Origin of the sequence: Candidatus Nitrosoglobus terrae (genome assembly GCF_002356115.1) — a bacterium.
GTDB lineage: Bacteria > Pseudomonadota > Gammaproteobacteria > Nitrosococcales > Nitrosococcaceae > Nitrosoglobus > Nitrosoglobus terrae.
The window spans coordinates 1,352,440-1,373,561 of the sequence record NZ_AP014836.1; the positions used below are offsets into that span (position 1 = coordinate 1,352,440).

Sequence of the window (21,122 nt, forward strand, 5' to 3'; positions counted from 1 at the left end):
TTTGCCTTTGATCCAGTAAGCCAGCACTGAGAATGGATATTAGATAATAATCTTCCTACTTGTGAATAAAAAAATAATCTTGCTACTTAAAAAGTGATTTAATTTAAGGAGGCTGTCATGAAAAATTTCACTACTATTATCTGGGATTTAATCTTAGCCATTATTGGCGCAACCATTGTGATTGGACTTATTTTCCTTTTTGTAAAATTTTATCTTACTCCAGTGGGTTATTCATGGAAAAATTTCTTTTTCCCTACATCTATAATTTGCTTACGTTGTTAAATGCAAAACCTCCTAAATATATCAACCCAAAGTTAGTTTAACAGCAAGATCTATATCTTGATCTTAGCTACCTTCAAATGATCACAAAATGAAACCTGCTTTAAAATAGAATTATCAAACCAAGCTAGCCAAGGAGCCTAGTGCTTGCCGTTACGTCTGGAACTGGGTGTTACCTACTGGTAGCGATATTTAAAAAGAGCATAAAGAGAGTTTGAATAAGGATTGGGTAGCCTTCGCGACCTTTCCTAAAGTAAAGGTCGCCAGCGCTACACGGCAAGGATGCCGTTAGCAAAGCATATCCAATCCTTGCGATTACGACGCATAAGCGGTTAACTCCGAAAATAAATCAGATCAATACTTTCGAATCTAGGCATTCAAAGTTTTTTATAACCACTCAATTTAGGGAGCAAAAGGCCGCTAAAATAAATTAATAGCTTAATTTATATTTAGGCTAGACTTTGATTATCTACATAAACTCCTGAGGTCAATATGGACTGGAATCCAGAACAACACTATAAAAATCAAACTATCGCGGGCGAATATGATAAAAAAAGATTTTCTAGCATTGCAGGGAGGGTTTTCAATTACCTAGAGAAACGAATAATAACTAAGTGCTTCGGTGAATTACCAAAAGACAAGATCATTGTTGACGTTCCATGTGGTACAGGACGCCTTGCTGAAATATTGTTGGAGCAAGGATATAAAGTTCATGCAATAGACATCTCTGATGAAATGCTTACCATAGCGCGCCAGCGATTAGCAAAATATAGCGATCATTTTACAACAGAGGTAGGGGATGCTAAGCAGTTAGATCAGCATCCAGTCCAATACGATGCAGCCTTATGCGCAAGAGTACTTATGCATTTTCCATTAGAGCAGCAGATTCATTTTTTGCGCGGTGTCAGCAGCTTAAGTAATGGCTTAGTGGTTATCAATCATAGCCTAAATTCAAGATATCAGCGCTTTAGGCGGCTGATTAAGAAGTTATTAAAACACCAAGCATCAGTGAATTATCCAGTCACAGATGAAGAATTAAATACCCTGCTAAGTAGCGCTGGACTAAAAGAGATAAAGCGCTACCGTATGCTTCCCATTATCAGTGAGGCTATCTACGTAGTTGCAAGCAAAGGCGTGATATCCGACGATAACCATCATCATGAAATTTAACGCAACTAATCGAAAAGCTCTAAATAAGATAACAATTTGTGATTTTATCACTACCTATCAATGTGCTTATTGCAAATCACAGAATAGCTGGCATAGCAACGCTAAAGCTGCAATGAGAGATAACTCTGTTATTAATTATTTAATTTGTAGCCACTGCAGAAAAGAAGTCATCATAAAAGTCCCTTTTAAAGAGAAATTGCTAGAATATGATATAAGTCAAGGGTTAAATGAGTATTTAATTCAAAGAAAGCTTGAGACTAAATACCCCCAAAGCCATCAGTTTGGAACCATCATTCCATTTGGCTATATGGATAAATATGGGGCAATCATTATGGAAAGAATTAGAGGAGATGATCTTAAAACCTATCTCCTGAAATCTAATCACCATCTTCATACAAAAGCCCTTGGCTGTGCTGGTGCTTGGCTCAGATATCTGCATAACTCATGCCCTCGAGGATATGAAAATCAACATATTGATGTTGAAGCAAGAATTCAATATCTCGACTACACTTATGGTAATCCACTTCGCAGAAATAAAACTGCGTATTCTGCGTTCTCTTATCTAAAGAAAGAAAGCGCTAAGATTAAGACAATATCTATTCCGGCAACCTGGGGTCATGGTGACTATAAGCCCGAAAATATCATTTATGATGGCGTAAAATATATTGGACTGGATATTCAGCTCAAAGACTACAGCGTATTTGTCTATGATTTAGCCTCATTCCTAAATCACCTCATCATTATGGGACAGGGTATCAGATACCGTAGGATGAAATCCTGTTACTCTCAGCTAGAGAAGGGCTTTTTAGAGGGATATGGCAATATCGGTCAAGCTGATAAATATTTGCTTCATTGGATACAACTTTATTTTATGCTGTGCTACTGGGGGCGATATCAGCTTCAGAATCGATTCTTTGCCGCATACGCTAACGGGTATATCCTACCTACCCTTACAGATTTACAGGCTAAGATTTATAGTGAGCGCATATATGAAGTTGGATAATCTCTAATAAACTCATAGAATCTGATTGAAAATCTATCTCTAAAAAACTAGCATAGTAAATATATGATAAGTATCTTTCAATTTAAGTTAAGAGCATAGATTCCTATGGGCTTATTTCGTCGCCTTATAGTACGTCAAATAGTGACTGCAATCTTTTTGCTCATGGGCCTATTTACCCACGCCCAAGAAGTTTTTACCTGCCAATTGATGGGTAACCAGCCTCAGTTTTCCTGTTGCTGCCTTCAGCCTACTGATGGCTGTGAAATGGGCGACGGATGTGGAATTCTTGAAGGTGACAACAGGACAGATTGCTGCGAGATAAGTGTAGTAGATTTACCTAGCTTTCAAGCGCCTTCCTCTATTTCACCCCATCTGTTAATGGCATCGCTAGAGGGGCCACAACCCCCTCTAGGAATCCTTCTTTTTACCCTTAGCAATATAACTTTATCAGACCAACGTCTTACCCATTCTCAACCCTTCTCTCTTCCGCCTTGGTACTCAGGTACATACACCTATCTTTTAACTCACCGCCTTCGTAACTAACTATTCCTCTGGTTTTTCAGATTCTTAGGCGCATAACTAAGATCCACTTAAGTTATGTGAGCTTTGATCTTCCTTTTACCGGAGGTATCCGATGCTTCAGGCTATCCCAACACTCCATAGGCTGGTTTTGATTGTTGCAATGGCGACAGTAGAAACACAAATATTCGCAGCCAATCCCAATTTATCTACCGATTCACAACTCATGACAGTCACCCAGTTAGTAGAATTAGCACTTAATCGCAACCTAGGGATTAAGGCCCAGCAAGCCTCAACTGAGGCGGCTCAATATCGCATTGCCCCAGCAGGGGCTTTAGACGATCCAACCCTCAGCTATTACACTGCTCCTGGCACCCTTGTTGGCAATCGATTTAGTGAGCAATTAGAATTTAGCCAGCCCCTACCTTGGCCTGGCAAGCTGACACTGCGTAAACAGGCTGCCCAAGAAGAGGCCCAAACCGTAGTTGAAGATGAAAAAATCTTACGCCTACAAGTCGCAACAGCAGCTAAAACCCTCTTTGCTGAATGGTTCTATGTATATCAAGCATTAGCCATTAACCAAGAACACCAAGCACTGCTAGAAGAGCTTCGGCGCAACGCTGAGGTTCAGCACGCCGCTGGACGCGTAGGACAGCAGGATGCGCTGCAAGCAGAAATAGCGCACACTCAACTTGAAGTGGAGGCAGCGACTCTTGATCATCGCCGCCATGAGGTTCAGGCTCGAATTAATACCTTATTAAATCATCCACCTCAAGCCCAGATACCGCTACCTGCTGATCTTCCCGAACCCATTGAACTCCCTTCGCTTACTGAACTTCAAGCGATCTCTCTACGAGAGCACCCCACGCTTGCCAGAATACGAGCGCAGATTGCCAAAGCAATAGCTCAAGAAAAACTTGCTAAGAAAGACTTCTATCCAGATTTTCGTGTTACCACTGGCTACAACAGCTTCTGGGATAATTTTAGCCAACGGCTAGCCCTTGGCTTCTCAATTAATCTTCCCCTTAATTATGGCGATAAACGATCAGCAGCTTTGGACGCTGCCCATGCTGATCTTCGCCGAGAACATTGGCAACTTACCGATCAAGAAACCCAGTTACTGAGTAAACTCGCCATCAGTCGCTCAGCGGTGGAAGAGATTGAAATTGTTATCGGCGCCTATACTCATCGCCTGATACCTCTTGCGCAAAATAGCCTTAACGCCGCTCAAGCCGATTACCGCGCCGGAGCTGGCTTATTTATCACTATCATTAATGCCGAGCGTCAACAGCTACGCACTACAGAAGGATTAGTCCGAGCACGAGCTGATTACTCGCGCCAGCTCGCTGAGTTAGAACAGGGAATGGGTATCCCTCTCAATAGGCCAATTGCCCCCTCCACTCCCTACTCTCAACCTACTAAGGAGATCATCCCATGATTCGATTCATCCGCCTGTTTACCATCAACGCTACCCTGCTAGGCTTGGGGATTATCATTGGATTACAGCTCCAGCCATTAGCCTATCCTCAGCAAGCTGTCCCAAAACCTGTGCATCCTCAGCTACCCTATCGCTCAGGCCCCTTCCAAATCGATGTAACCATAGCACCACAAACCCCAAAGGTAGGCAAAAATACCTTAACGCTTCAGCTTCAGGATTCTAAAGGTAATCCCGTTGCCAATGCGAGTATTAAGGCTACAGCCACTATGCCCGCCATGGGTTCTATGGCCGCTATGCCCATTCCAATAGAAATGACAGCGATCAGACAAGGCTTATATCAAGGTACCTTCAATCTGCCCATGGGAGGAAGCTGGCCCCTCACTTTAGAAATTACTACCAGTGCTGGTAAAGCTCAGCTTAGCTTTGATATGGTTACTGGACGCCTAGGGTTACAGCTCATTTCAGGAGCTATCGCTCAAGATAAGAAGCAACAAGCAATGAAAGCTGAGGAAGTGCCGTCAAATGCCATCATGGTGGATAGCCATCGTCGCCAGCTCATTGGAGTAACAACTGATAAAGTTACCTATCAACACCTTACCCACACTATCCGTGCCGTCGGCCTAGTCATTTATGATGAAACCCGGCTAGTGGATGTAGCCCTCAAATTCAATGCTTGGATTGGTAATCTGTACGTAGACTATGTAGGGGCTCCAGTTGAGAAGGGAAAGCCTTTATTTACTGTCTATGGCCCAGAGCTGCTCGCCACTCAGCAAGAATATTTAGAGCTTAAGCATCATCATGAACAAGGCACCCATTCCAAGGCGCTACTCACCGCATCCCGTAAACGCCTTTCTTTATGGGATATGACAGCTAGTGAGATTACTGCCTTAGCACAACGCGGCACCCCCAATGATTATGTGCCCATCCATGCGCCACGCAGCGGTATAGTCATTACTAAAAACATTGTAGAAGGCACAGCCCGTCAAGCGGGAGAGACACTGATGCGCATCGCCGATTTATCTCAAGTGTGGGTGGAAGCTGAGGTCTACGAGGATGAAGTACCCTTGATCCAGTTGGGCATGCCAGCTACAGTCACGCTCCCTTATTTACCTAACAGGATTTTTAAAGCTAAGGTTGATTATATCTATCCTTATCTTCAAAACACCACGCGTACTGGTCGTATTCGATTAATCCTGCCTAATCCGATGGGCATCCTCAAACCTAATATGTATGCCGAAGTTAATCTTAAAGCCGATTTAGGAAACCATCTAATAGTGCCCGAGGAAGCCGTCCTGTTTGCAGGTCAGGATCGAGTGGTATTTAAAGATTTAGGAGAGGGGCACCTAACAGCTCGCAAAGTTGAGACTGGGCAACGTAATGAAAATTACATTGAAATCCTAGCTGGGCTACAGTCAGGAGATAAAGTTGTGACTTCTGGTAATTTCCTGATTGCCTCGGAAACTCAATTAAAGACAGGCATTAAGCAATGGTAGCCTCTGATCAGCTCACCATTTTACAACGAATTATTGGCTGGTGCGCACGAAATTGGCTCTTAACCTTCATAGTCACTGTAGCAGCAACACTCTGGGGGTATCGCTCACTGATAAATGCTTCCTTAGATGCCATGCCTGATCTCTCAGAGGTGCAAGTCATTGTTTACACTAAATGGGAGGGGCGTAGTCCAGATCTAATAGAAGATCAAATTACTTATCCCCTCGCTACCACACTACTTTCCATCCCTAAAGTCAATTATGTGCGAGGGCAAAGCATGGAAGGATATTCCTTCCTTTATCTTGTCTTTGAAGAAGGCACCGATATTTATTGGGCGCGCTCACGGGTGTTGGAGTATTTAAGTACAGCACAAAATAAGGTTCCAAAAGAAGTACAGCCGACACTTGGTCCCGATGCCTCTAGCGTTGGCTGGGTATATCAATATGCCTTAAAAGACACCAGCGGCCATCACAATGTTGCCGAACTTCGTAGCCTTCAAGATTTTAAGCTTAGATATGCTTTAGCATCCGTTAAAGGGGTTGCTGAGGTAGCCTCGGTTGGGGGCTATGAAAAAGAATATCAAATTGATATTGATCCCAATAAACTAGCCTCCTTTAAAATTCCACTAAATAGAGTTATTGCTGCCGTGCGGGCATCAAACAATCAAGTGGGCGGCCGAATGATTGAAGTCAGTGGCTATGAGCAGTCAATTCGCGGTCGAGGCTATATCAGTTCCATCGAAGATTTAAATAAAGTCGTCCTGAAAGTAAGTAAAAACGGTACGCCTGTAATTTTAGATCAAGTGGCTACCGTCCATCTAGGCCCTGCTTTTCAGTCTGGGCAAGCCGATTTAAACGGCGAGGGAGTCACCGTAGGCGGTATTGTGGTAATGCGCTATGGCGAAAATGCCTTGAGCGTCATTGCGGCAGTCAAACAGCGCTTGGAAGAACTTAAAGCTAACCTTCCCCAAGGGGTTGAAATTGTACCGGTATATGATCGATCTGATCTCATTAAGCGGGCAACAGCAACTCTAAATCATACTTTGATTGAAGAAATGCTTATTGTCTCTTTGATCATTACCCTCTTTTTGCTTCATGCTCGATCAGCCCTCGTGGCTATTATTACCCTACCCATTGCGGTACTACTGGCATTTATCCCTATGTATTACCAAGGACTCACTGCCAATATCATGTCTTTGAGCGGCATAGCGGTAGCTATCGGCACCATGGTAGATGCAGCCATCGCCATGATCGAAAACGTGCATCAACGATTAAGCTTATGGCAAACCCAAAAGCTTGTTGGCCTAGCGTCCAGTCCCTCTTCCCGTACCGAGGTTATCATCAGCGCTATGCAGGAAGTGGGGCCTAGCATCTTCTTTGCGCTGCTAATTATTACTATTTCCTTTATCCCTATCCTTACCTTGGAAGGTACCGAAGGTAGGCTCTTTAAACCACTCGCCTTTACAAAAAGCTATTCTATGTTTTTTGCCGCCTTACTCTCCATAACCTTAATTCCAGCACTAGCTGTATTGGTTATTAAAGGGGCTATTCACGGCGATCAAAGCTGGCTTAATCGTACCCTAGTAGCGATTTACATACGGGTAGTTCGGCTAACCGTAAAATTTAGATGGCTTGTGATCATTGCTGCCATGATGGCGCTCATTACCGTAGTGCCCATGTATCGAATGCTGGGTACAGAATTTATGCCGGCTCTCAATGAAGGCACGCTCCTTTATATGCCAACGACTTTACCTAGCATCTCCATCAGTGAGGCGACTCGAATTCTACAGACTATGGATCGAATGCTCGTAAAACTTCCAGAAATAGCGCAAGTGTTTGGTAAAGCGGGGCGCTCAACTAGTCCTACTGATTCCGCTCCTCTTTCTATGTTTGAAATTATGATTCAGCCCAAACCCCAGAGCGAGTGGTCTCAAGGGATGAGCTGGGATCAGCTTATCCAAAAACTAGATCAAACTATGCAATTTCCAGGAATGCCTAACATTTGGTGGATGCCGATTCAAACCCGTACTGAAATGCTGGCTACTGGTATCCGATCAGCCCTAGGTATTAAGGTATTTGGCCCTGATCTTGAGAGCATCCAAAAAACTGCAATTGAGATTGAAAACGCCCTTCAACAAGATCCACGTACTAAGCCTTATACTCGCAGCGCCTTTGCTGAACGCACAACAGGGGGCTATTTTCTCGACTTTGATATTAGCCGTGATAAAGCAGCTCGCTTTGGACTTAATATTGCCGAGGTACAAAATATCATCGTGGCGGCTATGGGCGGTGAAGTCATCTCTCAAACCATAGAAGGACGAGAACGATATGGCATTCTGGTACGTTATGGGCGACCGTACCGAGATCATATTCAAGCACTTAAGCGGGCATTAATTTTTACTGCAACCGGTGCTCAGATTCCTATCTCTCAGGTAGCAGATATTAAATTTCGCACCGGCCCAGCGATGATTCGCAGTGAAGATGCGCAATTAGTCGGCTTTGTGAACATAGAGGTGACAGACAAAATTGGTATCGTTGATTATGTCCAAAACGCTAAGCAAGTCGTGGCTGATAAAGTTAAGATTCCTGATGGCTACCGCTTAGATTGGGCAGGGCAGTTCCAGTACTACACCCGCGCTAAAGCCAGTCTGGCAATCCTAGTGCCCTTAACCCTCTTCTTAATCTTCTTTATGCTGTATTTTCACTGCAAATCTCTTGTGGAAACTTTGATTATCATGCTCGCACTACCCTTCTCATTAGTAGGTAGCGTAGGGATTCTCCTCTGGCTTCAATACAGGATTAGTGTAGCAGTCGCCGTGGGTATGATTGCTGTTGCTGGGTTAGCAGTAGAACTTGGCGTGCTCATGCTGCTTTATCTGAATATGGCTTGGTCCCGCTATCAGGCTGAAGGTAACCTGAATACCCAATCCGATCTAACCAACGCTATCGTTGAAGGTGCCGCTAAACGCCTAAGGCCAAAACTGATGACTGGATTGGCGCTTTTTATCGGCTTAATACCCATTATGGAGGCAAATGGTACTGGTGCTGATGTCATGAAACGTATTGCCGCACCTATGCTAGGCGGCATTGCCTCTTCATTGCTACTTGTCCTTATTGTATTTCCAGCTATCTTTGCTATTTGGAAAGGAAAGGCACTGCCCTCATCACCTAAACAACAGAAACCTAGATCTTGCCATACTGTATAAGGCGATATAGCATAATGATATTATAATTTTTATGCCAAAAACCTTATGCTGATATATGACGCTGAAAGCCCAGCACCACGATGTTTACGCATGTTTTTATTGGAAAAGCAATTACAGCTACCAGCGGTCGCCGTAGATGTCTTTGCAGGGGAAAATCGCCAGCCTGCTTATTTAGCAATTAATCCCGCTGGGCAGATACCTGCCCTACGCTGTGATGATGGTAGTATCCTAGCTGAATCAGTAGCTATTGCTGAATATTTGGAAGAGCTATACCCTTCCCCACCTTTGATTGGTAGCAGCTCCAAGGAACGAGCTGAAACCCGCCAGTGGTGGCGCCGAGTAGAACTCAATATCACCGAGTTTATCCACAATGCCTATCATTATGCTGAAGGGTTAGCTCGATTCAAACCTCGAATTCCGGTATTACCCGAAGCCGCCGAAGGCTTAAAACAAGTAGCACAGGATCGTTTGCACTGGTTAGATAGTATGTTAGGTAACGGCCTCTATCTATGTGGTGATCGTTTCAGCGCCGCAGACATTTGGCTTTATGTATGGCTAGATTTTGGATTAGCGGTTAACCAACCATTTGATCGCAATCTTTCAAAGATTACACCTTGGTTTGATCGAGTAGCCAAGCGACCAAGCGCAACCCTTAGCCGCACCTTACTCTCAGAGATTTCTTAATAACCTGCTATCACTAACACTAAAATCCTAAGTTTTGCCCTACTAAGCACCTTTAGCTTAATAAATTTAGGTTAGGATTTCGCTAAGTAGCCTAGTTTTTTCAAATGCTCTATCACCGCTTCTCTGGTTTTATAAGGATAAGCCACTTTCTTTCCCTCCAGTACCCCTTCAAATCCTTCAGATATGTCTGAGAATTTCGTTTCAAAACTATCTAAGGCTCCCCAACCAACACCCTTTGCATTAGCAAAATCCCGGGCTGAAAAAAACATAGTATTATATAAATACCCTCGCGTCTCTAACGCTGGTATGTCTCCATTCCACCGTACAATAAGTACCATGGTTTTACCAATACCATGGCTTAATTGCACGGTAAACGCGTCTACAACCTGCGGATCGACACCCGTTTCATTACCAAATTCTTGCGGTAAAACTAGATTCTTCCCCCTCTCATCTACATAGCGTAAGCAGCCGACCATTCCTATCTCTTCATCCCGCTCAGCTTTAAGTTCAGGTTTAAGCTCAATCCCCGGGTTAAGGTAAAAAAACTGAATACTTGACCCAGGGTTAGGAAAGTCTACTTCCAACGCTTGGGAAGCGGCGCGCACGCTACCCATGTCAGCGACTGAAACCGTATAGAGGCTAATGGCATCGGTAGAAGCTCGTGTTTCAGATTTATAGGTAATAGCGCTACTGGGTATCTTACATATTTTGCTTAATTCATTAGCGTAAGCCTGAGGGGTTAAATACCCTAGCAATGCAATAACAAACATAGCATATACGCTAAATACCCATATTTGCTTCATTTTCAATACTGTTTCCATCCCCTTTGCCTCAAAACTATTATTTACTACGAGGAATCACCTTTCTATAGTTTCTTCCCCATTAAAAATAAAAAGCCAAAAAATCACCTAAAATTTTTCACTGATTATAATATTACTTCTATTACCTTAAATATTACTAGAAATTCATTTTCATTTAATCTAAATAAGGTATATTTCACCCTAAGAAAAACATTCTTGCTCTCAATTAGATTAGTGAGAGGAGTTGCTACAAATCCATTATAACGGAGAAGATAGATGCAGCGTAAGGATTGCAGTTTAAAGCAGGGTTTTTATAGCTTCATGCTACTACTTACCGGATTATTAAGCTATAGCGGAGTAAGCTGTGCTGAAAATGTTGATCGCGCTGCTCAAAACGCACTACATATGCTGGATTACATTAGCGTAGATTACCCAGAGTTTATCCGCAATGGCCAAGTACTTAATCCGCAGGAATATCAAGAACAGCTAGAGTTTGCTCAAGCAGTAGTAGATATAATAGAAAATCTACCCACTCAACCACAAAAAAATACACTCATTAAACAATCCCAAGGACTGTTAGTCGCTATTCAGAGTAAAGTCCAAGGAGAGAAAGTCGCAGTAGCCGCTCATCATTTACATACAAATCTTGTTAATATTTATCATCTTAAGATTGCCCCTCAAAGCCCGCCAGATTTAACTATTGCCAAAACGCTCTATCAAACTCACTGCGGGAGCTGCCACGGTACCGAAGGCTATGGAAATGGGCTTGCTGCCCAAAACTTAGATCCAAAACCAAGCAACTTCCATGATGAAAACCGTCAAACGCAGCGCAGTATTTATAGCCTCTTTAACACCTTAACTTTAGGAGTACCTGGCACTGGAATGCCTAGCTTTCAGCAATCGCTAAACGATGAACAACGATGGGCCTTAGCCTTTTTTGTCAGCGCCTTTCCAACTACAACTGAAGAACTAGCTTCCGGGAAAGCCCTCTGGCAACAAGGGACAGGTAAGAAATTTTTTACCAATTTACAAGCGCTCACTAGCCAAGCACCCAAAGAAATAAAAACCCAATATGGAGAAGATGCTTACCAAGTATTTACCTACCTACGCAGTGATCCTGCTCAGTTAGTTAATGGGAGATCACCGCTACAGCTTAGCCGTCAACGCCTAGAACAAAGCCTTGAGGCTTATCAGCAAGGCCATCATTCACAAGCACAACAGCTGGCCGTAGAAGCCTACTTAGAGGGCTTTGAACTGATAGAGAGCAGCCTTGATACCGTAGACTCACCCCTACGGCTACGTATTGAGCAGGAGATGATGGCTTATCGGCAGCTGATCCGCCAAAAAATCCCTATAGCGATGCTGAAATCCCAGCAAGTACAGTTACAAAGTTTATTAGATCAAGCCCAAAATCGCCTTGAAAACACGCAGCTCTCCGCGACGGCCATTGCTTTTAGTGCGCTGACTATTATCGTGCGGGAAGGACTGGAAGCTGTTCTCGTTGTGGGCACTCTAATCTCAGTATTAGTTCGTACTGGGAGGCGCGACGGGCTAGTATACGTACATCTTGGGTGGATAGCGGCTTTAGGACTAGGCGTACTCACATGGTTTATAGCAACGTACTTTATCGCCATCAGCGGCGCTAGCCGAGAAATTACTGAAGGCGTTGCAGCTTTGGTAGCCGTGATTATTCTACTATACGTAGGATTCTGGCTACACGGCAAAACCTACGCTGATAGCTGGCAGCGCTTTATTACGAAACAAGTTCAAGGTGCACTCAATAAACGTACCCTCAGAGCGCTGGCAGTACTCTCCTTTTTAGCAGTCTATCGAGAAGTCTTTGAAACCATACTATTCTACGAAGCACTATTGGCCCAAGCGGGAACTTCCGAGCAAATGGCGGTATTTAAGGGTTTTGGCGCGGGCGCGGGAATATTGGCTATCTTAAGCGGAGCTATCTTTTATTCTAGTATCCGCCTTCCTCTTAAGCTGTTCTTCGGGGTGACATCTGCAACTATGGCTTTGCTTGCTGTGATTATGACCGGTAAGGGCATCGGCGCTTTACAAGAAGCAGGTTGGATTCCTTTAAATCCAATCGCTTTTCCTGCCATACCCACTTTAGGTATTTACCCCAGTTGGCAAGGGCTCACACTCCAAGCGTTGATCTTAATTCTAATTACTGCTGGCTTTCTCTATCAACATTATATTTCCCGGCAATCTTCAGTAAAGAACCCTTAAAAGATTTATAACAACGGCTAGTAGCAGATGAATAAACACTCATTAATTGGTAGCATCTGCCTACTAGCCTATCTTTTAGGCTGGTTAGGCAGTGCTCAAATGACAGTGCTACTGCTAGCCAATCTAGGGCACTCCCATAAACTATTTTTAGCCCAACAAGGCAGCGCCCTCCAAATCACCTTACACCATCCGGGCTATATAGATGATCATAACCCAGACTTAACCCTCCATCAGCATGATCTGCTAGATGAAATCATCTTTACCCTTTCTAGCCAAGATAATAGCTATGACTGTACCGACCATATTATTCATATCCCTACAGATAAAGAGCTCATCGTAGCTACCAGTAACAACATCAACGATAAAATTAACTTATCTATAGGTTTTACGTTCCTAGCTACTATTTTTCTGTTTCCTATTTTCATCTCGAAGGTTATTGATTCCTCCTGCTCAGATCAGCTGCAACCAGATATTCCTTCAGTTCCATTACACTTACCTACTACTGTTCTTCTAAATTAAGCCGTTAAAAAAGCATTATTTACCTTCTGCCTTCAGAAGGGGTTTTGTTATTTTTTTACCTTGCTTTGACCATTACTATAACTTTATGCAGAAGATATAGAACATTTGTTATGTCCGTTCAAAAACTCTCTCCCTTACTACTAGTTAGTTACTGCTTAGTATTAACCACTGGGTGTACGACTACTTATTCGGCCTCCTCTCTCTCAGCCGCAGGAACACCTGCACTATGGAGTGAAGAGCCCATAATTAAAAATGTGATGCAAACCCCCTTAGTAACGGCAGTTAAAGAAAAATCTCAGGCTTCCCCAGTAGAAAATAGTGAGCCTACCGGAAATATTACTTTGCAACAGATCCTTGCTTTAGTGCTCATGGGAAATCCTCAGTTGGCTGTCTTTTCGACAGAAATTCGGGCTAGAGAAGCAGAGATGATCCAAGCCAGCTTACTACCTAACCCCGTATTTAGTATAGAGGGTGAAGATCTCGCTAATAGTGCTCTCAGAGGACTTGACGGTAATATTATAACGAGCAAACTTAGCCAAGTGATTCTACTTGGAGGTAAACGAGTCAAGCGAATGATTGCAGCCGGACTTACCCGAGATCTTGCTGGCTGGGACTATGAAGTCAAACGCATTGATGTGCTCACTCAAGCCGCTAAAGCTTTCATTGCAGTGTTAAATGCTCAAGAAAAAATCGCTTTGACCCAAGAGTTTATACGTTTCTCCGAGCAAATTGTCAATTCCGTGACTAAACGGGTACAGGCGGGTAAGACCTCGCCAGTTGAAGAAACTAAAGCTAAGGTAGCCCTCTCTTCGGTCAAGATTGAGCTTGCCTTAGCTGAACAGAAACTCAGAGCTGCTAAGAAACGGCTAGCTGCCACTTGGGGCAGTACAGCACCACAATTTCAGAAGGCGATCGGTCAACTACAAGCTATTTCCCCGATTCCTCCTTTAGAACAACTGGCTAATCTCATAGACCAAAACCCTGATCTTGCCCGATGGACAACAGAGCTTGCGCAACGGCAAGCCCTTATTGAGCTAGAGAAAAGCGAAGCTATACCTGATCTTACGATCAGTTTAGGAGAAACTTATTATGCTAACGGTGCCCCTCATGTCTTGGATATTGGGGCTCCAGCCGCTTCTGCTCCGCATGCTAATGCTCTGATGGCGGGTATTTCCATTCCTATTCCTATATTCAATCGAAACCAAGGGGGAGTTCGGGAAGCTCAGCAGCATTTTACTAAGGCACGACAGGCTTGGCGAGCTACTCAAGTACAGGTAGTCGCTGACCTAAGTACTGCCTATCAACAATTAGCGGGCGCTCACGCTGAAGTTACTATACTTGAAACTGAAGTTCTCCCTGGGGCAAAAAGTGCTTTTAAGGCAGCTACCCGCGGTTTTCGTCTAGGTAAATTTGATTTTCTAAGCGTTTTAAATGCACAGCAAACCCTGTTTGATTCTAAATTACAATACCTAGATGCCTTAACAGAATACCATCAAGCGGTCGCTGGAGTTGAACGACTCATTGGAGAGCGACTTGAAGTGGCTGCAAGCACTGATAGCCCTGAGGGATAATTCATGAGAAACAAAACCTCATCGGCTATCTTAATAGTGATTGGGATAGGAATTGTGCTTGGATGGCGTATCCTGCAAATAGACTCTTCCCATGAAAATAATGAACAGACAGAAGATCTACAAGTTGAAACAAATAAAGAGGGAGATCCAGCGGAAGAATCCCAAATTCAAATCAGCAATCTTGAGCGTAATTATATTAAGCTCACCCCTGAAGCTCAGCGAAAGGCAGGCATTCAAGTAGAAGCAGCAGGATCAGGGATCATAAAAACCACGCTCACGCTTCCTGGAGAAATCCAGCTCAACCCTCGTCAAGAAGCCCATGTAGTCCCGCAGATACAAGGTATTGCTATTGAAGTACGTAAATTTCTTGGAGATAAAGTCAAAAAGGGTGAGGTTTTGGCAATACTACAAAGCCGAGATCTGGCCGATCTGAGAAGCCAATATCTCGTGGCACTGCAGCAATTGGATTTAGCCCATCAGATTGTAAATCGAGAAGAGATCTTATGGAGAGAAAGAATATCAGCTAAGCAAGACTATCTCATTGCTAAGATAGAGCTAGCCAAAGCTAAAGTCATGGTTGAGGCCGCCGCTCAAAAACTCTATGCCTTAGATTTATCTAAGGCTGATCTGGCTGAAAAAGACGTGGCGCTTTTCAGCCATTATCGACTGCTGGCCCCTTTTACCGGCGAAGTCGTTGACCAAGATCTATCACTAGGTGAGTCCGTCTCGGTTGGCACAATAGTCTGTACGATTGCTGATCTTTCTACCGTTTGGGCTGGAATCACGGTTTATACTAAAGATTTAGCCACCATTCAGCTAGGCCAAAAAGTAAAAATTAAAGCCGTAAATACTGGACTAGCCACTAAAGGCTCTATATTTTACATGGGGCCATTGGTTGGGAAGCAAACCCGTTCTGCTAAAGCTTATGTAGAAATTCCTAACCCCAAGGGGTACTGGCGACCTGGATTGTTTATTACTGCTGAAGTATTGCAGGAAGAAATCGAGATCCCGGTAACTGTCGTCCCTGAAGCTATCCAAACCTATCAAGATCATCCCATAGTATTTGTTCAGCATGAAGGTATTTTCGAACCTCGAGAAATTATCCTAGGTCGACGAGATAGTCATTGGGTTGAGATCAGTGAAGGCCTCTTAGCCGGTGAACGGTACGTTACCCGTAACAGTTTTGTACTTAAATCCGAACTCAACAAACCTGTTGAAGAAGATTAAAAAAACAGATCATGCTAGATCGCCTCTTAAAATTCTCTATCAACCGACGATGGCTAGTCATGTTAGCTGTCTTTGGGTTAGTTCTGTTTGGGATTTATAGCTACCACCAGCTACCTATCAGTGCCGTACCTGATGTCTCTAATATCCAAGTCCAGATTAACACGGAAGCACTAGGCTACTCTCCCTTAGAGACAGAGGAGTTAATTACTTTTCCGATGGAACTAGCCATGCTAGGGACACCCAAACTTCACAAAACTCGCTCTATCTCAAAATATGGATTATCTCAAGTCGTTGCTATCTTTGAGGATAGCACCGATATTTATTTTGCCCGCCAGCAAGTCAACGAACGCATTCAGCAAGCAAGAGGCTCGCTCCCCCTTGGGATTAGACCCCAGATAGGCCCTATCGCTACTGGCTTAGGAGAAATTGTACTATGGACTGTAGAGGCTATTCCCAGCGGGCGTAAATCAGATAAGAATCCTCATACGCTCACTGATCTACGCACCCTTCAAGACTGGGTCATTCGACCCCAATTGCTGACTGTCCCTGGGATAACAGAAATCAACAGCATTGGTGGCTATAAGAAACAATACCATGTCACCCCGGATCCCCAGAGGCTTATCGCCTATGGTTTAAATTTTCAGGATGTGATGAGGGCATTAGCCAAGAACAATAACAATATAGGCGCTGGCTATATTGAGCATGCGGGAGAGCAATACCTGATTCGGGTGCCGGGGCGAGTTTATACCTTTAATGAAATTGGTAATATCCAAGTAGGAATCTCTCAAGGAGTACCTATCCTGATTCAGGATGTGGCTGAGGTTTTATTAGGCAAAGAGTTACGCACCGGCGCAGCTACCCGAGACGGTAAAGAAGCAATTATTGGCACGGCGGTTATGTTGACAGGGAAAAATAGCCACGTTGTTGCTCGGGCAGCGGTAAAAAAATTAGCTGAGGTTAATCACTCGCTGATCGCAGAAGGGGTGGAGATTAAACCCTTTTACGATCGGACTGTTTTAGTAGATACGGCTATTGCCACCGTCAAAAATAATCTGCTCGAAGGGGCGGCTCTAGTCGTTACCATCTTATTTCTGCTACTGGGCAATATCCGAGCGGCGCTGATTACCGCTCTCGTCATCCCTCTTGCTATGCTCTTTACTATCGCCGGCATGATCGTAAGTGAAGTCAGTGCCAACCTAGTCAGCCTAGGCGCAATTGATTTTGGGATTATCGTTGACGGTGCTGTCGTCATTGTTGAGAACTGTATCCGCCATCTGTCAGAAACACAAGAGCAGCTAAAACGGCCTTTAACCCTAGATCAACGCCTCAAGATAGTCTATGAGGCTTCTGCAGAAACCCTCCGAGCGCTCCTATTCGGGCAACTGATCATCATGTCCGTATATGCCCCTATTTTCGCCCTTACTGGAGTAGCCGGAAAAATGTTTCATCCGATGGCCCAAACGGTCATTATGGCCCTGCTTGGGGCTACACTCCTCTCTGTCACCTTTATCCCGGCAGCGATAGCGTTATTTATTGGTAAAAAAGTCTCAGAGAAGGAGAGCGGGCTTATCAGGCTAGCGCAAAAAGCTTATCTGCCCATCCTAAACTTCGTACTTCATAATCGTGCCTTGATGACGACCATTGCAGTCGTCATTGCCATCCTAAGTGGCCTGATCGCCACCCGTCTAGGCACGGAATTTGTCCCTCATCTTGATGAAGGCGATAGCGCTTTGGTAGTTGTTCGCTCGCCAGGTACCAGCCTGAGCCAATCCATTGCCATGGAAAAAAATCTGGAAAAATTACTGAAAACATTCCCTGAGGTAAAAACAGTAGCCGGTCGAACAGGCACCGCCGAAGTAGCTAATGATGTAATGGGGCCAGAGCAAACCGATGTCTATGTGATGCTCAAGCCCAAGAAAGAATGGCCTGACCCAAGCCGACCCAAAGAAGATCTTGCCCAAGCGATTTCCCAGCAGATCAACGATCTTCCTGGCGGCGCTAACTATGAGGTGAGCCAACCCATTGAGGATCGAGTTAATGAGATGCTTTCCGGCGTTAAGGCCGATGTGGCGATTAAAGTCTTTGGTGATGATAGATCAATCTTATTAGCCACTGCAGAGCAGATCGCCACTATTCTCAGGACGGTGCCAGGAGCCACAGATATACGGGTGGAGCAGATTGCAGGACTGCCGACGCTAAGTGTGAATATAAAGCGGCAAGAGCTAGCCCGTTATGGGCTTAATGTGGCCGATATTCAGGGAATCGTGCAAATTGCCATGGGCGGGGTAGCCACTGGTAAGATCTACCAAGGAGATCGTCGCTTTGACTTAGTAGTACGACTACCGGAGCAATATCGAGTGGATATTGAGACCCTAAGCCGTCTACCTATTCTGCTTCCTGCTATCCCCCCTACTCAACAAGCACCAGGACAGGTTACCGCTCAAGCTATCGGGGCAGCTTATGTTCCCTTAAGTACGGTGGCTGAGATACAAATTCAATCTGGCCCTAATCAGATCACACGAGAAAATGGAAAGCGCCGGATAGTGACCACTTTCAATGTTCGAGGTCGAGATCTAGGATCAGTGGTGGCAGAAGCCCAAGCTAAAATTCAAAAACAAATTATGCTTCCGGCAGGCTATTGGATTCACTGGGGAGGAGAATTTGAGCTGATGATTGAGGCGGCAAACCGCCTGACTATCGTCGTTCCTATTACGCTACTGCTTATATTTCTTTTCTTATATAGCGCTTTCGGTAATTTTAAAGACGGCTTGTTGGTTTTTACCGGTGTTCCCTTTGCATTAACGGGAGGAATAGTTGCCCTTTGGCTACGGGATATCCCCCTTTCTATCTCCGCTGGAGTAGGCTTTATTGCCCTCTCTGGCGTAGCTGTACTCAACGGCTTAGTCATGATTACCTTTATTAATAAACTCTATGCAGAGGGCTTACCTTTAGATCAAGCTGTTCGGCAAGGTGCACTCACTCGCTTACGCCCGGTACTAATGACTGCCTTAGTCGCTTCCTTAGGTTTTGTACCGATGGCTATAGCGACTAGCGCAGGAGCGGAAGTACAGCGCCCCCTTGCAACGGTAGTCATTGGCGGTATTATTTCCTCGACTATTTTGACTTTACTGCTTTTACCTATGCTCTATCATTGGGCTTACGCCACTCTATCCAGCCGGTATAAAATAACTAATAATAACAACGTACCTCCAAGCAACCATAACGAGCCAAATAACCATAACGATAAGGGAATAGAAAAATAATAACCTCGCATCCCTAAAGTGTAGTGATTTGCCCCTCGTTTCAATATCTCTATGACGGCATTGACGCTAATACCTGATTCTTGGTATTCAGCGATATTAATCATAAAGCTGGTATGGTTATAGTAGCGGATTGCTAGCACAAAATTAAAAAAAGAAAAAAAGAAATCTCCGCTCAGTATTATCAGCTTTAATAGCCACAGTATTTCATTGTTATAGCCAAAATAATTAAATAATTTAGATAACTCAGGCTGTTTCTCGACGAAAAAAGCGGCATTAAGAATACCTAAGGCAAGTAGAATCGCTGTAGAAGCCAGAAGGGTTGCGGCCATAGTCCAATTGCGTAAAGTTTGGACCGCCAGTATATCGCGCCCGTCTTGTATGATTTTTCGTACCCACAACCTGCGAGCCTGTTGCGATAACCCAATCGCAGTTGATAACGGCTGTCTTCGTATTTGCCGTAATAGCTGAACATGGTAACCCCCTAACAATATAAAGGCTAACAGTATTAATCCGTATTCCCAGTCAGGCATAAGATATATCAAAGCATATTAGGATCAAAACCACTTTCGCCGCTTAAAAAATGCTAAAAGCAAGACGGCTATGGCAATCATCACTAACCATACCCCCGGATACCCATAGTGCCATCTAAGCTCTGGCATTGCCCAAGGATTATTAGGGTTACTCTCAAAGTTCATACCATAAACACCCACAATAAACGTTAGCGGAATAAAAATAGTGGCAATAATGGTCAATACCCGCATAATCTCGTTAGTATGATTGCTAACACTAGAGAGATAGATATCTAGCATATTGCTAGTAATTTCCCGATAGGCTTCTAATAACTCCATAAGCTGGATGCTATGATCATAGCAATCACGTAAATATATTTTAGTGGCGCTACTAATTAAGCTATGCTCCTCTCGTAGTAACCCATTCACCGCCTCCCGCTGTGGCCAGAGTGTCCGCCGCAGCGACAATAATCCCCGCCTAAGCTGATGAACCCATAGCAAAGTATCTGAGGTTGGGTTGCATAAAAGCTCTTCTTCTAAATCATCAATCTCCTCACCTACTCTCTCTAAGAGAGGAAAACCGCTATCAATGACTAAGTCAATTAAGGTATAAAATAAATAATCTATAGCATTAGATTGGATGTGGTTACCTTTTTTCCGCAATCGTTCTCTAATTGACTCGAAAGGATCCTCATTGCCATCACAAAAACTCACTATATAACGTTTATCTAAAAACAAGCTAATCTGTTTGGTAGTTATTGTTAAATCGTCCTCCATGGTCGCTAGCCCCAAAATTACAAATAGCTGATCATCATAGCTTTCCATTTTTGGGCGCTGTCCTTTTTTAGAAACATCTTCCATGGCTAACGGATGAAGATTAAGCAATGTCCCAATATTATGTAAGATCGCTGATCCCGGAGAACCTTGAATATGGATCCAGAGATTAGGTGAGTCATGAAAATAATCTTGGCATTGGCTAATATCAGCTAGCTTCTCCTCCTGAAATTCGGTGATGGTATAGCTCATTAGGTTAATTGAATGTTGGCTTTCTATACCCTCTTTTATTGCCATCAAAGTACCTGGTGGGGTACCCGGAGGAGAATAATCCTTAATAAAATAACTCATATTTAGCCCCCTACCTCACCATGGATCATCTTCTGCTTACCTATATTTTATTCGCCTAAATAAATAAGTGTATTTATTATC

At 43.8% G+C, this 21,122-nt stretch carries 16 protein-coding genes; 13 read left to right on the plus strand and 3 right to left on the minus strand.

The window, feature by feature from the left end:
* Nucleotides 1-117 precede the first annotated feature (117 nt).
* From TAO_RS09655 to TAO_RS06435, 8 genes are all read left to right on the plus strand, one after another.
* On the plus strand, nucleotides 118-282 hold the full coding sequence (locus TAO_RS09655) for a hypothetical protein (protein WP_172419074.1): 165 nt from the start codon (nucleotides 118-120) through the stop codon (nucleotides 280-282).
* A 489-nt stretch (nucleotides 283-771) separates the two neighbouring features.
* Complete coding sequence (locus tag TAO_RS06405; protein WP_096527136.1) at nucleotides 772-1,449, plus strand: methyltransferase domain-containing protein; 678 nt, start codon at nucleotides 772-774, stop codon at nucleotides 1,447-1,449.
* A 112-nt stretch (nucleotides 1,450-1,561) separates the two neighbouring features.
* A complete protein-coding gene (locus TAO_RS06410) occupies nucleotides 1,562-2,452 on the plus strand; it encodes a phosphotransferase (RefSeq protein WP_172419075.1) in 891 nt (296 codons plus the stop codon).
* Nucleotides 2,453-2,557: 105 nt separating this feature from the next.
* Nucleotides 2,558-2,995: a hypothetical protein gene (locus TAO_RS06415; protein WP_096527138.1), complete on the plus strand. Its 438-nt coding sequence runs from the start codon at nucleotides 2,558-2,560 to the stop codon at nucleotides 2,993-2,995.
* A gap of 91 nt (nucleotides 2,996-3,086) precedes the next feature.
* Nucleotides 3,087-4,409, plus strand: a complete 1,323-nt coding sequence (locus TAO_RS06420; RefSeq protein WP_096527139.1) for a TolC family protein — start codon at nucleotides 3,087-3,089, stop codon at nucleotides 4,407-4,409.
* Complete coding sequence (locus TAO_RS06425) at nucleotides 4,406-5,902, plus strand: efflux RND transporter periplasmic adaptor subunit (RefSeq protein ID WP_096527140.1); 1,497 nt, start codon at nucleotides 4,406-4,408, stop codon at nucleotides 5,900-5,902. Before TAO_RS06420 ends, TAO_RS06425 begins: the two co-directional genes overlap by 4 nt.
* Complete coding sequence (locus TAO_RS06430) at nucleotides 5,896-9,105, plus strand: efflux RND transporter permease subunit (protein WP_096527141.1); 3,210 nt, start codon at nucleotides 5,896-5,898, stop codon at nucleotides 9,103-9,105. Before TAO_RS06425 ends, TAO_RS06430 begins: the two co-directional genes overlap by 7 nt.
* 45 nt (nucleotides 9,106-9,150) lie before the next feature.
* The gene (locus tag TAO_RS06435; protein WP_096527142.1) at nucleotides 9,151-9,789 is read left to right on the plus strand and encodes a glutathione S-transferase family protein; all 639 of its coding nucleotides are present in this window, start codon (nucleotides 9,151-9,153) and stop codon (nucleotides 9,787-9,789) included.
* 71 nt (nucleotides 9,790-9,860) lie between these two features.
* Here TAO_RS06435 and TAO_RS06440 read toward each other — a convergent pair whose 3' ends face one another.
* Complete coding sequence (locus TAO_RS06440; RefSeq protein ID WP_096527143.1) at nucleotides 9,861-10,610, minus strand: hypothetical protein; 750 nt, start codon at nucleotides 10,608-10,610, stop codon at nucleotides 9,861-9,863.
* 255 nt (nucleotides 10,611-10,865) lie between these two features.
* On the opposite strand from TAO_RS06440, the gene TAO_RS06445 reads away from it, so the two are divergent.
* The 5 genes from TAO_RS06445 (at nucleotide 10,866) to TAO_RS06465 (ending at nucleotide 19,407) form a co-directional block, all read left to right on the plus strand.
* Entirely contained in the window at nucleotides 10,866-12,827 is a 1,962-nt protein-coding gene (locus TAO_RS06445; protein WP_172419076.1) for a cytochrome c/FTR1 family iron permease, read from the plus strand.
* Nucleotides 12,828-12,854: 27 nt separating this feature from the next.
* The gene (locus tag TAO_RS06450; RefSeq protein WP_096527144.1) at nucleotides 12,855-13,346 is read left to right on the plus strand and encodes a hypothetical protein; all 492 of its coding nucleotides are present in this window, start codon (nucleotides 12,855-12,857) and stop codon (nucleotides 13,344-13,346) included.
* Between the two features lie 110 nt (nucleotides 13,347-13,456).
* The gene (locus tag TAO_RS06455; protein ID WP_096527145.1) at nucleotides 13,457-14,917 is read left to right on the plus strand and encodes a TolC family protein; all 1,461 of its coding nucleotides are present in this window, start codon (nucleotides 13,457-13,459) and stop codon (nucleotides 14,915-14,917) included.
* A 3-nt stretch (nucleotides 14,918-14,920) separates the two neighbouring features.
* Nucleotides 14,921-16,144, plus strand: coding sequence for an efflux RND transporter periplasmic adaptor subunit (locus TAO_RS06460; protein WP_096527146.1), 1,224 nt, complete (start codon nucleotides 14,921-14,923; stop codon nucleotides 16,142-16,144).
* Nucleotides 16,145-16,155: 11 nt separating this feature from the next.
* On the plus strand, nucleotides 16,156-19,407 hold the full coding sequence (locus TAO_RS06465; RefSeq protein ID WP_096527147.1) for an efflux RND transporter permease subunit: 3,252 nt from the start codon (nucleotides 16,156-16,158) through the stop codon (nucleotides 19,405-19,407).
* Here TAO_RS06465 and TAO_RS06470 read toward each other — a convergent pair.
* Both TAO_RS06470 and corA read right to left on the minus strand, forming a co-directional pair.
* Entirely contained in the window at nucleotides 19,302-19,937 is a 636-nt protein-coding gene (locus TAO_RS06470) for a DUF599 domain-containing protein (protein WP_096527148.1), read from the minus strand. The genes TAO_RS06465 and TAO_RS06470 overlap by 106 nt on opposite strands.
* 24 nt (nucleotides 19,938-19,961) lie before the next feature.
* Nucleotides 19,962-21,041, minus strand: coding sequence for a magnesium/cobalt transporter CorA (corA, locus tag TAO_RS06475; protein ID WP_096527149.1), 1,080 nt, complete (start codon nucleotides 21,039-21,041; stop codon nucleotides 19,962-19,964).
* Between the last annotated feature and the right edge of the window lie 81 nt (nucleotides 21,042-21,122).